General features: G+C 65.2%; 13 protein-coding genes. 8 read left to right on the top strand and 5 right to left on the bottom strand.

Translation table 11 applies throughout. From position 1 onward, the window contains the following. Positions 1-9: 9 nt before the first annotated feature. The 8 genes from ACVILH_RS14260 to ACVILH_RS14225 are packed head-to-tail and all read left to right on the top strand — an operon-like array spanning position 10 to position 6,364. Positions 10-651: a SctK family type III secretion system sorting platform protein gene (locus tag ACVILH_RS14260; RefSeq protein ID WP_456713456.1), complete on the top strand. Its 642-nt coding sequence runs from the start codon at positions 10-12 to the stop codon at positions 649-651. Then, positions 648-1,994: a FliI/YscN family ATPase gene (locus tag ACVILH_RS14255; RefSeq protein WP_456713455.1), complete on the top strand. Its 1,347-nt coding sequence runs from the start codon at positions 648-650 to the stop codon at positions 1,992-1,994. Before ACVILH_RS14260 ends, ACVILH_RS14255 begins: the two co-directional genes overlap by 4 nt. Positions 1,995-2,020: 26 nt before the next feature. Further along, positions 2,021-2,473 carry a hypothetical protein gene (locus ACVILH_RS14250; RefSeq protein ID WP_456713454.1) on the top strand — a complete coding sequence of 151 codons (453 nt, stop codon included), beginning with the start codon at positions 2,021-2,023 and terminating at the stop codon, positions 2,471-2,473. Further along, entirely contained in the window at positions 2,470-3,531 is a 1,062-nt protein-coding gene (sctQ, locus tag ACVILH_RS14245; RefSeq protein ID WP_456713453.1) for a type III secretion system cytoplasmic ring protein SctQ, read from the top strand. The genes ACVILH_RS14250 and sctQ overlap by 4 nt, the downstream gene beginning before the upstream one ends. Beyond that, positions 3,524-4,177 (top strand): type III secretion system export apparatus subunit SctR, encoded by a 654-nt coding sequence (gene sctR, locus ACVILH_RS14240; protein WP_456713452.1) that lies wholly within the window; start codon positions 3,524-3,526, stop codon positions 4,175-4,177. The genes sctQ and sctR overlap by 8 nt, the downstream gene beginning before the upstream one ends. 20 nt (positions 4,178-4,197) lie before the next feature. Further along, positions 4,198-4,467 carry an EscS/YscS/HrcS family type III secretion system export apparatus protein gene (locus ACVILH_RS14235; protein WP_456713451.1) on the top strand — a complete coding sequence of 90 codons (270 nt, stop codon included), beginning with the start codon at positions 4,198-4,200 and terminating at the stop codon, positions 4,465-4,467. A 56-nt stretch (positions 4,468-4,523) separates the two neighbouring features. Beyond that, positions 4,524-5,324, top strand: coding sequence for a type III secretion system export apparatus subunit SctT (sctT, locus tag ACVILH_RS14230; RefSeq protein ID WP_456713450.1), 801 nt, complete (start codon positions 4,524-4,526; stop codon positions 5,322-5,324). After that, positions 5,321-6,364: an EscU/YscU/HrcU family type III secretion system export apparatus switch protein gene (locus tag ACVILH_RS14225; protein ID WP_456713449.1), complete on the top strand. Its 1,044-nt coding sequence runs from the start codon at positions 5,321-5,323 to the stop codon at positions 6,362-6,364. Before sctT ends, ACVILH_RS14225 begins: the two co-directional genes overlap by 4 nt. Before the next feature lie 63 nt (positions 6,365-6,427). Here ACVILH_RS14225 and ACVILH_RS14220 read toward each other — a convergent pair whose 3' ends face one another. The 5 genes from ACVILH_RS14220 to ACVILH_RS14200 form a co-directional block, all read right to left on the bottom strand. After that, entirely contained in the window at positions 6,428-8,980 is a 2,553-nt protein-coding gene (locus tag ACVILH_RS14220; protein WP_456713448.1) for a type III effector HrpK domain-containing protein, read from the bottom strand. A 241-nt stretch (positions 8,981-9,221) separates the two neighbouring features. Then, complete coding sequence (locus ACVILH_RS14215; protein WP_456713447.1) at positions 9,222-10,388, bottom strand: AI-2E family transporter; 1,167 nt, start codon at positions 10,386-10,388, stop codon at positions 9,222-9,224. A 133-nt stretch (positions 10,389-10,521) separates the two neighbouring features. Then, complete coding sequence (locus ACVILH_RS14210; protein WP_456713446.1) at positions 10,522-11,940, bottom strand: MFS transporter; 1,419 nt, start codon at positions 11,938-11,940, stop codon at positions 10,522-10,524. Between the two features lie 444 nt (positions 11,941-12,384). Further along, positions 12,385-12,843 (bottom strand): cysteine rich repeat-containing protein, encoded by a 459-nt coding sequence (locus tag ACVILH_RS14205; protein ID WP_456713445.1) that lies wholly within the window; start codon positions 12,841-12,843, stop codon positions 12,385-12,387. 17 nt (positions 12,844-12,860) lie between these two features. Continuing rightward, complete coding sequence (locus ACVILH_RS14200; RefSeq protein WP_456713444.1) at positions 12,861-13,415, bottom strand: DUF992 domain-containing protein; 555 nt, start codon at positions 13,413-13,415, stop codon at positions 12,861-12,863. Between the last annotated feature and the right edge of the window lie 106 nt (positions 13,416-13,521).

The raw sequence follows: 13,521 nt of genomic DNA, 5'->3' as shown, positions 1-13,521 counted from the left end.
GCGTGCAACATGACGACACGGGCCGCGGATCATCCATCTTTGCAGCTGCCGGAGTTCTGCCGGCTGCCGGCGAACTATGTTCACCCGCAGCGCTTGGCCGCCTGCGTACCGGACATTCCACCAGCGCTGGCGGAACGGCTGCGGTCCGTCGCACGCCTGCGGTCCAAGCTGTCCGACATCGTCGCACGTCATGCCGGATTGGAGCCCTGCGGAGGCTGCGCGGCGAATGAGTCGGCAGCGAGCTGGCCGCTCGATCGTCTGATGCAACTGGCGGATCGCGCCGGCGCGATCTGGCACGCGCAGTCGCTGCGGTCGATCATCCTCGGCCGAACGCTGGCGCAGGTGCTGGCCGGCTTCGACGCCGATCTTCGCGATGTCGCGATCCGGCACCTCGCGCTCGCCCCGCCCGATGGTCCGCAGATCGCTCCGGCCGATCTCGCACAGGCGATCAGGAGCGACGGCATGCATTGCCTGACGGCTTGGATTGCCGAGCTTCCGGCATGCGCCCGCTCGCGCCTCATCCTCAAGCTCCCACCCGACGTCTCCCTCGCAAGCTTCGTCTCCACGACGCACCGAGAGCATGGCCGCGGGATCATCGACCATCTCGTGGCTGACTCGTCCGCAGCCCTTATGACTGATCGACGATCATGACATCCGCGTCGCCTCCTCCGTCTGCGATCGCAGACATCCTGCCGAACATCCGGCGTGCCGCGACGTCGGCCCAGACCCGGCCGCTCGTCGGCCGAGTCACGCGTGTGAGCGGGACCCTCGTTCAAGCGCTCTGCCCGAACGCACGCCTCGGCGACATCTGCATCCTCCGGACGCCGAACGGCGGAGCCGATGTGACAGCAGAGATCATCGGGCTGGACGGCTCGGCGGCGCTCCTGAGCCCCGTCGGCGATCTCGACGGCCTGTCGACCTTGACGGAGGTCATTCCGAAAGGTCACGGATTGCAAATTCCGGTCGGTGCCTGCCTGCTGGGCCGCGTGGTGGACAGCCTCGGGCGTCCGCTCGACACCGCCGAGCGCGGGCCGCTGCCGGCCGCGCCGATGGCGCCGGTGCGCCGGCCGGCGCCCGCGGCGTTGTCGCGCCGCCTGATCGATCGCCCGATCACCCTCGGCATCCGCGCCATCGACGGACTCCTGACCTGCGGCGAAGGTCAACGCCTCGGCATCTTCGGCGAGCCGGGATCCGGAAAGTCCTCGCTCGTTGCCCAGATCGTGCAGAACGCGGATGCCGACGTCGTGGTCATCGCGCTGATCGGCGAACGCGGCCGCGAGGTTCGCGAGTTCATCGATCGCCACCTGACGCCAGCACTGCGGTCGCGCGCCGTGGTCGTGGTGGCGACCTCCGACCGGCCTGCGATCGAGCGCGTAAAGGCGGCACATGTCGCAACCACGATCGCCGAGCATTTCCGCGACACCGGCGCGCACGTCCTGCTGATCCAGGACAGCATCACCCGTTTCGCGCGCGCTTTGCGCGAGATCGGCCTCGCGGCCGGCGAGCCGCCGACGCGGCGTGGCTTCCCGCCGTCGGTGTTCGCCGAGCTGCCGGTGCTGCTGGAGCGATCGGGTCCCGGAGCCCTGGGCAGCATCACCGCCTTCTATACCGTGCTGGTGGAGGGCGACGGGACCGCCGATCCCGTCGCCGAGGAGACCCGCAGCATCCTCGACGGACACATCGTGCTGTCCAGCAAGCTCGCGCAGTCCGGACATTATCCGGCGATCGACGTGCTCGCGAGCTTGAGCCGCGTCATGGACCGCGTCGTGACGGCCGAGCATCTGCGGGCGGCGCAGCACGTCCGGCAGTTGCTCGCCCGCTATGCCGAAGTCGAATTCCTGCTCCAGGTCGGCGAATACAAGCGCGGCACCGACCCGATCGCGGACGAGGCGGTCGCGAAGCGCGGCGCGATCAGCGCGTTCCTGTCGCAATCATCTCATGATCGCACGCCTCTGTCGGACACGACGGCGCGGCTCGCAGGGCTCGCGTCATGACGGATGTCCGAGCTCCTCTTCGACGCATGATGAAATTGCGGCAGCACCGCGAGCGGAGCGCCGAAGTCGAGCTTGCGCATCACGCCGCGATAGAACGATCCGCCGCCGATGCCGCCGCCGCGGCGGCCGCGACCCTTGCCGTGCAGAACAGCGAGCGCAGCGATGGAGAGGCTGGGATCTACCGCGCGATGCGCGGACGCTGCCTGGAGGCAAATGACATTCATCTGGCGATCAGCCGGATTGCAGCGCTCGACAGTCAGGTCGCGCAAGCATCCGCCCGGTCCGAGGCGGCCGGCCGCGCTGTGACTGCGGCCGCAGGCGCGGTCGCCGACGCGCGGCGCTTCCTCGGCGAGCGACGCCGCGCGCGGCAGCGTCTGGAGCATGTCGTAGCCGGCCTGGAGAAGCGCGCCACCGCGACATCGATCATCGCCGAGGAGCATGACGCCGCGGAGTCCTGGCGCGGGAGAGCTGGGCCATGATCGGACCTGTCATGGAGAGCGCAGCCGAGAGCCATCGCTTGATCCGTCCGCTGCCGCTCGATCGCATCAGCCGGTCAGAGCTTGGCCTCACCAACATCTGGCACCGACGCTGGTCGGCGGAGGTTCCGGACATCGCAGGTCTCCCGCTGCGCGTCGGCCCCGCCATTCCGTCGGACGGCCCGCACGACACGCCGCTCGATCGGCTCGGCCTGAGCATTGGCGGCCTGCGCTGCGACCTCGCCCTGCCCAAGGCCGTCACCGACCGGCTGCTGATCGCCCTCTCCGCGCCGCCGCGTGATGAACTCAGCGATACGAGCCTGCTGCTCCTCATCGAGCTCGCCACGGCTCCGCTGCTCGACGCGATCGAGGCGCGGAGCGGGATGTCGATCGAGCTCTCGCATCTGCATCCGGACTCGCTGGCAACGGCAGGTCCTGGCCTGGGACTCTCCGGCACGCTGGGCGCGTCGACCTTCGTGGCCACGCTGCATTGGCCCGCAGAGCATCCCGAGGCGCTGGCCGCCCTCATCGGCGCACCGACGTCGGATATCGATGACGATGTCTCCATCATCGCGGCATTCAGGCTCGGCGCCACCCGGCTGACCATCGGCGAGCTTGCGAGCCTTCGCGTGGGCGATGCGCTCCTTGTCGAGGACCATGCCGATCGCGACGGCGACATTGCGGTGGTGTTCGGAGGACGCCGCTTTGCCGTTGCCAGCCTGAGCGGCCAACGTGCCGTGCTTCAATCGCCTCCCCGGCCCATCAGCGACGATGTGAGCCGGCTGCGGACCACCTTGGACCTCAAAGACATGAGTGACGACCCGACGGTCTCTGCCGAGCTCGATGACCTGGAGATCACGCTGCTGTTCGAGATCGGACGCTTGTCCGTCCCGCTTGGCTCGCTCCGAACGCTGGCGCCGGGGCATGTGTTCGATCTCGGCCAGGATCCCAAGACCGCAGTCGACATCCTGGCGGGCGACCGCCGGGTCGGACGCGGCGAGGTGATCCAGATCGGCGACACCGTGGGCGTGCGGATCGTTCGGATGTTCGACCGTGACTGAGCTGCAGCCGAATCTGTTCGCCATCCTGGCGCTCATCGCCGGGCTCGGGCTCGTGATCTTCGTTGTGGTGACGATGACCTCGTTCATCAAGATCGCCGTCGTCATGTTCCTGCTGCGCAACGCGCTCGGCATCCAGCAGACGCCGCCCAATCTCGTGCTCTATGCGATCGCGATCGTGCTGACGATCTTCATCAGCATGCCCCTGGCGCAGACGATCTACGATCGCGTCAACGCGCTGCCCTCCGATTTCAAGACCTTCAGCGACTGGACGGATGCTGCGAGCAGAGCCCGCGAGCCGGTGCGCGACCATCTGAAGCGCTTCACCACCCCGGCCGAGCGCGAGTTCTTTCTCGCCGCCACCGATCGCTTGTGGGCGGGCCAGCCGCATGCGGCGGTCGCCAGCGACGATCTCATCATCCTGGTGCCGTCATTCGTCAGCTCCGAGCTCAAGCGCGCCTTCGAGATCGGCTTCCTGCTCTATCTTCCGTTCATCGCGATCGACCTGATCGTCTCTGCCGTCCTCATGTCGCTCGGCATGTCGATGGTGCCGCCGGTGGCGATCTCGGTCCCCTTCAAGCTGTTCCTGTTTCTGCTGGTCGAAGGTTGGTCGAAACTGCTGCACGGCCTGGTCCTGAGCTACAGCTGAAGCAAACAAGGAGAGCAAGCGTGGGAGACGCTTCCATCGTCGATCACCTGGTATCGGTGCTCCTCGTCATCATGACATTCACGCTGCCGCCCTTGCTGGTCGCGATGATCGCCGGGCTGACCGTGTCGGTGCTGCAGGCGGCCACCCAGATCCAGGATCAGACGCTGCCGCAGACCGTCAAGCTGGTCGCCGTGGTTCTGACGCTTGCGATGTACGGCACGACCTTGGCCGCGCCGCTGGTCCGCTACACAGAACAGGTCTTTTCCGAGTTTCCCGCGCTGACCCGATAGCGCCGCTCGCACCTCGACGCCAGCGCGGCGGCCGGCCGCGGCCCCAAGTGGAGACCATGCCTGTCGACCTGCAACCGCTGCTGACGACGGTGTTCGCCCATCTGACCGCGATCGCGCTCGCCACTGCGCGGCCGCTGGCGCTGGTCGTGGTCATGCCCGTATTCGTTCGCCTGGGATTGACCGGCCTGATCCGCGGCGGCTTCGTCGTCGCGATCGCCCTGCCGGTGGTGCCGACCCTGGTGGACTCGCTGCCCGACAGCGGCGCCTCGACGCTGAGACTGGTGGTGCTGGTGTTCAAGGAGAGCTTGACCGGCCTCATCCTCGGCCTGCTGCTGTCGATCCCGTTCTGGGCCGCGCAGGTCGCGGGCGACCTGATCGATTTGCAGCGGCAGGCGCCCGAGGCGCAGCTTCAGGATCCCAACGCGGTCAGCGAGGCATCCGCGCTCGGGACGTTGTTCCTCCTGGTCATCACCGCGCTGTTCGTCACCGCCGGTGGCCTGCGCACGGTGACGCAGAGCCTCTATGACAGCTACGGCATCTGGCCGATCCTGTCGCTGCTGCCGCGGCTCGACGTCTCCTCCGCTCTCGCCGTGCTGGGCGTGCTCGAGCAGTTGCTTCGGCTCGGACTGGTTCTCGCCTTCCCCGTGCTGCTCGCGATGTTCCTTGCAACGCTGACCTTGATGCTGATCGCGCGCTTCATTCCGCAGCTGAACGTGTTCGACATGTCGATGGCGGCGCGCAACCTGTTCTTCTTCCTCGTCATGCCGCTCTATGGCACTTTCCTGGTCGGCTATTTTGCAAGCGAGCTCGGCACACTTCACCATGTCCTGGATGCGATGCGCAGGATCCTGCCGTGAAGGGACAAAGCGAAGAGGCCGATCTTCCGCCGACCGAGAAGAAGCTGCGCGACGCCCGCAGGAAAGGCCAGATTTTTCGCGGACCGGACCTCGTCGCCGCCACGACCACGAGCGCGGTGCTGATCATCCTCTGGCTGTCGCTCGGCGACCTCAGGGACTCGCTGCACGGCGTGCTCAACGAGCTCGGCGGCGTGAGCACGCGCCCGTTCCCCGAAACCGCCGCGCGCCTGGTCGACATGCTGGCGCTTGCCGCCGTGCTGTTCCTGTCCAAGCTGATGATCGCAGGCGTCGGCGTCTCGATCCTGACCAACCTGATCGTGTCGGGCGGCTTTCTGTTCGCGATGGAGCCGATGAAGCCGAAGGCCGATCACCTCGACCCGGTCGAGGGGCTGAAGCGGATGTTCGGGACACGCGGCGTGATCGAGCTTGCCAAGACCGTCCTCAAGCTCCTGCTGCTGACGAGCTGCTGCGTCGGCATCGGCATCATGAGCGCCAATGCGATCCTGCGCGCCCCGACCTGCGGCATCGCCTGCGTCGCCCCGCTGTTCGGCGCCGCGGTGCAGCCTTTGCTCGTGGCCGGCGGCATTCTGCTCCTGGCCGCCGGCCTCGCCGACCTTCCGGTTCAGCGCTGGCTGTTCCGGCGGCAGATGCGGATGACGCGCACCGAGCTCAAGCGCGAGCGCAAGGAGCAGGACGGCATCCCCGAGATCCGCAAGGCGCAGCAGCGCGGCCGGCGTGAGCTGCTGGCCGGCGGCGCGGCGACCGGCGCTGAAGCCACCACGCTGTTCATCGAAGGCGACAATGTCGTGGTCGGGCTTCGCTATGTGCGCGGCGAGACCCCCGTGCCGGTTCTGACCTGCAAGGGTCGCGGCGTGCGCGCCGAGCATCTGCTCGCGCTCGCGGGCGACGTCACGCGGGTGGCCGACCCCGACCTCGCGGCCGAGCTCGACCGCCAGATCGAGATCGGAAGCTTCATCTCCGATCGCTTCTTCGACCCGGTCGCGCGGGCGCTGCATCTCGCCGCGGCGCAAGCGGGCTGACCAGGCGATCCCGACGTCGCGCGATCGAGAGGCGGGACGCCGCAGCGTCCCGCCCTCTCGGCGTCAAGTGACCGCCGGACCGCTATGCGGCTTGGGCTCCGGCACCGGCGCGCGCCAGGTGCTGCCGGTGATGCCGAGTTGCGCCAGGATGTCGAGCTTGCCGTAGAAGGTGGTCTGGTCGTGCGAGAACTTCGCCGCCTGCTGCAGGCCGGAGACGAACAGGAACACGATCGCCAACACGCCCGCGACGACGCCGACCGCAGAGCCCACGACGGCTGCACCCGCCGCGATTCCTTCCGCGGCCGCGAGCCCGGCGACCGCCTCGGTAATCGAAGCCCCACCCTGGATGAGACCGAGGATGCCGCTGGTGATGGCGATCCCACCGCCGACCTTGTCGCCATGATTGAGCATGTCGATGCCGCCGATCAGGCCCAGCACGCCACCGATGACGCTGCCGGCGCCGCCGAGCGCCTTGCCATAGCTCTCGATCTGCTTCATCCGCCCTTCGAACGCCTTGAGCGCATCGCCTTCGAGGCGGGCGGGCGCCGCGCTCTTGGCATATTTCGAGCCGGACTCCATCAGGAGGCCGGTGAGATTGGCGGCCGTCGCCGTCAGGCTCGCGATATCCGCCGGGCTGCTTGCGCCCTTCACCGACTTGGCGACGAGAATTCCACCGGCGAACAGCGCGCTCACCGCATGGAGATATCCCTTGTTGTAGGAATCGGTGAGCGGGTTGGTGGTCTTCGTGCCGAAGATTTTGTCGAGCGACTGGCTGAGCTTCTCGCCGTTGCGGGCCTCGTCATAGACCTGCTTGAAATAAGAGATGATCTGCGTCGTCGAAAGCCGGTTGCCCTTCTCGTCCTTGAACGCGTCGGGGTTCTGCTGCTCCATCAGGTTGATGACGTTCAGCAGCTTGGCTTCGTCGATATTGCCGTTGGCGTCGGTATAGGCCTTGAGATCCGCCGCGGTTCCGCTGTCCAGCAGATGCTTGGACACGATGTCCGAGTAGTTCTGCATCAGCGTCGCCGTGTCCTGCTGGCTGGCCGGCAGGACGGAGCTGAAGGCTGCTATTTCCGAGCCGAACTTGCCGGCCGCGGTGACGATGTCCTCGCCCTTCGCGAGCGCGTCCTCGAAATCCTTCCCCGTGACCACGTTGGTCTTGTAGTAGGACACGATGTCGTTGTACTTCGACGACTTCTGGACGGTGCCGGGAATGTCGACGTCGAGCTTGTTGCCGTTGGTGCCGAGCGCCGCGCTGAAGAAGTTGCCCTGCGCGACGAAATTGCCCAGCGCGTCGCCCATCGAGACTGGCTTGCCGTCCTTGTCCTTCTGGTCGAGATCGGCCGCGAGCATCGCGCCCGACTGGAAATCCTTGTACTCGTCGGTGACTGCGGCCTTCAGCGAGGCGTCGCCGTCGAGCATGGTCTGTAGGTTGCTCACCGGCGCCGTCGCCAGATATTGCTGCACCTCCTTGTCGGACGACAGCGTGTTGATCCTCGCCTCAAGCTGGCTTTCGACGCTGGCCGCGTTGCCGCTGAAGAATTTCGTCGGCTCGCCATTCGCGTCGGTGCTGATGGTCCAGCCATATTTGTCCCATAGGCCGTCGGCCATGCCGCTGCGCAGGCTGATCTGCGCCTGCTCGAGCTGGAGCAGAACCGCGGCCCTGGTCTTGGCGTCATACTTGCTCGGATTGGTGAAGATGTCCGGGCCGACCTTGCTGGTATCGACGCCAGCCAGCGCCTGCTGCGCGGCAGCGTTTTGCAGGAACTTGCCGAGCCCGGCGGTGTCGGACGGCAGCGAGTCCTTCATGAAGGCGGTGATGTTGCCGAAATCTAAGATGCCGTCGGTCTTGGAGGTCGCGGGATCCATGCCGGCCGTGTCGAGCTGCGCAAAGATCGCCGGATTCGAGAACAGGCGCGCCGCGTCGCGCACATCCGCCGGCAGGAATTTGTCCTGCGACGAGGCGAACGCCGCGAGGTTCTGGGGCGTGAACTGATTGCTGCCGCCGGTGATGAAGCGGCTATAGGCCATCAACGACGCCGCCTGATGTGCGAGCTCCTTCGACGCGGCGTCGGCGTTCGGATGATCCTTGAGGAACTGGTTGTAGGACTCCCCGGCCTTGTTGATGTCCGAGCGCAGGCCGCTCAGGAAGTTCGACAGCTTCTCGCGGGTGATGCCCTTGTGCTCGGGATCGATCGCGTTGCGGATGACGGGATCGTTTTCCCATTCCGCCAGCGTCTTCTTGTCCGCATCGGGAAGCACGTTGGGGCTGTTGTTGACGTGAACCGGCACGCGCGGGGCGGTGCGGCCGGGCAGGACCTCCGGCGGGTCGGCGTCGGTGTCGGCCCAGTCCTTCATGATCTGATCGCCGCGCGTGAGCAGCGAATCCACGGGCGTCTCGAAATCGCTCTGGCCGAGCGCGCCGCCCGCGTTCGGCGTCGTCGCGAGCTTCACGGAGGGCACCAGCGGCGCCCCGGTCGACGGCAGCTGCGCGACGAATGAGCGGCCGGATGATGTCAGCACATTGTCGAACCGCTGGGCGCGAGCGCCGACCGGCTCCTGGTCTTCAGGGATGTCATCGTAGCGAGGCTTGTTCGTCACCGGCTGGACCGTCATGGGCTCTCATCCTATCATGTCGCGATGTCGCGAATTGCTTCGACCTCTGCGTGCACCTGATGATCTCGACGCATCGCTCCAGCCTGACGCTGGCTGGCCGGGCGAGACACGCACGCAACTCGATCTGGATCGGGATGAGTCTATCGATTCTCGTTTTCGAAGCTGAAGCATATATTGCGAATATATTTGAACGACTGCGGAGATCGCATCGCTTCAAATACTCGCGCATTTGACTGTGATCTCACGCCGGGAGGCATCTGCTCTCATCGTCCCTTCCTCGCGCGCCGCTCTGCGACCGACCGAGACAGTCATCGCCTCTGCCGTCTTTGCAACCAGGAGCGTCGTTCGGCAACCTCGTCGAATAGAACGAGCTGGCGAGGTACTGCTTCAAGGAAAACCGGATGAGCACACCAATGGCGGCCGCGACAGGCACGGCCAACAACAGCCCCGCCATGCCGAACAGATAGCCGAACACGAAAAGTGCCAGCACCACCCACACAGGATGGAGATTGATTCGACGCCCCACCAGGTATGGCGACAAGACGTAGTCCGCCACCATTTGCCCCACGACGAATATCAATGGCACGATGACGATCGGGCCGACGTTCGGCCAAAACTGAGCGATGGCGACGCATGTCGACACGAACACCCCCGCGATCGATCCAAGATAAGGTACGAAGCTTATCAGCCCCGCCGCGATGCCGATCAGCACTCCATGATTCAAACCCACTGAATAGAGCGCGACGGCATAGAACAAGCCGACAATGCCGCACAATAGCACCTGGCCCTGCACAAACCCGCCGACGGCCCGGTCGATCTCACGGGCGAGGGTGCGCACGGTGTGACGATGCGCAGGCGGCGTCCAGCCTTGCAGCGCGGATAGCATCTTGTTCCAATCTCGGATCAAGTGAACGGTGATGACAGGAGTGACGACGGCAAGCGAAAACACCGTGATGAATGCTCGACTGCCGGACCAAAGTGAGCTGAGGAGCTCGCCGAGCGTGCTCTCGACCACCTTCGTCAACTCATCGACGGACAGCTCGGCTTGAGCCAGGGCTTGTCCGACAATCTTGCTGAGCCACGGCCTGTGCGGAGACATCGCGATGCTCTCGAGCTGCTTGAGATATCGCGGGAAGCTGTCGACGAAATACCTGAGCTCGCTGGCAATGATGGGCAACACGAGAATGATGACGGCGGCAAGTCCTGCGCCGACGGTGACGACGATCGCGAGCGCCGCGATGAGCCGGCTCATTCCCAGGCGCTCTAGTCGGCCGACCAGCGGATTAAGCAAATAGGCCAAGACCAGACCGGCGAAGAAGGGTCGCAGCGGGTACCTCAAGAGCGCAACCGCCGCTGTGATCGCAGCCAGCACGGCAATCCAGAAGACGACCGCCTGCATGCGGCTCATGATGTCATCTTGCCCTGGCCAGCCAGACCTACCGCATGAGAGCCGCAGCCGAACCGCAGCGTGAAGGTGACGACTCTGCCCTTAAGGGACCAGCCTCGCACTGGTCGTCGCCTCGGCCTCTGCCGTTCCGCAATCAACAGCACGACGCGCGACTGAGCCGCTCGTCGACCGCCTCCTCCACGTTGTCTTCCTCACGCATGTCGTGGGCAAACGCCACCGTCGCCGCGAGCCCGGCGATGCTGACGAGGACCATGACCGCGAGAACGCCGGTCAATCCCCAAGCAGCCTGCAATTGGGGAACGACGAAGGTCCCAATGGTCGCCCCGACCTTTGCGCACGCGGCTGCAAAGCCACTCGCGGATGCCCGGATGGCCGTCGGAAACAGCGCAGGCGCAAGCGTGAATGTCGTCGCATTCGGCCCCGCATTCATGGCGAAGTTGAAGATCACGAAGCCTGCGATGACCAACCCGAGATGCGCATCACCGCCACCGCCGACCATGATCGCCAGCATCAACACAGCCATTCCTACGGCCATTCCTGCGAAGCCGAGAACCTGCATCGGGATTCGACCGAAACGCGTGACCGCCCATATGCCGGCCATGAACCCGAACAACAGGAATAGATCGACGGCGGCACTTCCCTTTGCATCGGCGAAGACCGCGGCGAGCGTCCCGCCCTCCTTGGAGCCGAAATGCATGGCGCCGAGAATCACCGGCGTGAACAATCCGACGCCATATGTCGCAATATCCATCAAGAACCAGGGGAGCGAGACGAGCATGGTCCGCGCCCGGTAACGAGGCGTGAACAGCGCGGCAAACCCGGATCTTGCGGGCCGGCGAGCCGTCCGTGCATCGGCACTCACCGATGCGTTGGTGCTCACCGTGGCGACGGCACCGCTCGTCACTGCCGGATGGAATGACGCAGATTCGGCAAGGCGCTTCCTGTCCGCGAGCCACCGCGGACTCTCCGGCAGCACCAGGCGGGCGGTCATGAACGCCAACGCGATCAACGCGCTTGCTCCGAGCAGAACGCGCCACGCCGTGATCGACGGATCTGCCCGGAGAATGACCATTGCGATCACCGCCGCCACGATCATTCCCACGGATTGCAATGAGATCGTCGCAACCGTCATCCGGCTGCGGATGGCCCGCGGCATGATCTCGGAGACGTAGGAGCTGCTCGTCGGAAAGTCGCTTCCTACTCCGACGCCAATCAGGCACTGACCTGCAAGAATGCACCACGGGTTCGACGATGCGGCGCTCAGCACCGAGCCGACCGCAAGGATCGCCATATCTGCGATGAAGGCGCGCTTGCGACCAACCCGATCAGCCGCAATCCCGCCCAGCGCGGCGCCGAACACGGCTCCAAGCATCAGAGCCGAGCCGATGAGACCGGTGAGTAGCGGGGTGATCGCAAGCTCATGCTTGAGCAGAGGAATGGCGACGCCGAGCGAGACGATCGAAAAGCCGCCGAGCAAGGCCCCGCCGCTCGCGACGAACCAATGAACGTAGCGAGCCGGCGTCATCGGCGCTTCGGCGAGCGCGTCGTCCACGGACGCGTCCGAGGAGGTCTGTCGTCTCGCGGCACCTGACGACGAACTGCCCAAGGCCGGCGGGCGATTGGCCCGTAACTCCATGCAGCGTTCCCTCCACCGGTCATTTCCCGTCGGCTTGCGGAGCGATGGTTCTGCGCCAGTCCGTTGGGCTATTCCCCGGAAAGGTGCAGCGTGCGCGCCTACAGCTGCTCACAAATAAGGAAGGACCAGGTTGGATCGGGGTCAAGGATCGACCCGCCCATTCTGAGCGCAACACGCGATCCCCGAGCCCGGTTCTTTCAGGCAGGAGCCGACGTCGGACTTGGGCGTTATGTCCAATCGGCCGCCTGCTGTCGCGCGAGACTGCCCGGTCCCTCAATGGAAGCTTCAGCTAGACCGCGCCCTCCGCAAGATTTTGGCCGCGCAACTCTCTCGCTCTTCGCTAGGGGAGCTTCGCCTCAGCTATTTCTGAGCTAAGTCCAGGAGCTTCTGCAACGCTTCGGAGCAGATCCCGGCAATGGAGCTGTTTCCGACAAGACACTGGATGATACGCCCGTTCCCTGCCTTGATCTGCGCGCAAAGCCTGGACACGTCGGTCCGACATGCACCGGTGGCGTCTCTGAGAGCCGCGACCAGCCGCTGCGCGTCATGTGCCGTCCTGTGCATCGCGACCGTGCATTTGGGACCAAGCTTGTCTTCATAGGCTTGCAGGCAGAGCACGGTCCGCCCTTCTCCCGGCGTCAAGCCGCTGCAAAATTGTTTGATCTCGTCGGAGCAAATAGTCTCCATCTCGCCGACTGATGCGGAAAGCTTCGCTCGCACCGCGCTGTCGAGGTCCTGTGCGTCAGCGGCCGAGCATGCGAGCGTGCAGCCGAGCAGAAGAACTGCTCCGAACCATCGTTGATGAAGCTGAATTGACACGAACGATTCTCCGAGCTCTAGGATGCAGGCCGCAGGGTCATCGTCGAGATTCCCAATTGGAGGCTGAGCCCGACCTCACCTTCAACGGAAATGGGCTGCAGCGCGATCGAACGCCCCGAGCCGCCGAACAGAACATTCGCGCCCACGCCAACGCCGACGTCCACGTCTCCGCTCCCGCCGACATAGGTGCCGGCCAGCGCGTCCCTCAGCGGACCGGCCGTCGGACTGAACACGGCCCAGGCAAGCTGGCCTCCGGCTACGACCCCGATGTCGACTCCGAATGTACTGATCGTGCCGATGTAAGCCTCCCGGGGGTAAGGATCCGGGGCTGTAAAGACGCAGGAGATCGTCTGGACCGATCCCACGATGAAGCCGATCGTGGGGGAGAGACGGCAACTGAGAATGCCGGATTTCACGCCAGGCACGGGTGGCGCGGCTTGCCCGAAAGCCGGAGAGACAAGGATGGCTAGATTCATCGCAAGAACAAGCAGACCGTACCGCCGCATCATGCCAAGCCGCCCTCTCGATGCCGCACCATCGCGAACAGAGCACAACGAAATCTGACGATGCATCGGTTATCAAGTTTCGATCTGCTCATTCTGAGCAACACTCGTCTCGCGGTTTGCGGCAGCCACAATGGAGGAAATGGCCGTCATGATGAGCTTGGCCGCCGGCCCT

This window comes from Bradyrhizobium sp. USDA 4353 (assembly GCF_054063215.1).
Note: the sequence above shows the minus strand (reverse complement) of the source record. Positions and strands in the feature narration are given on the sequence as shown.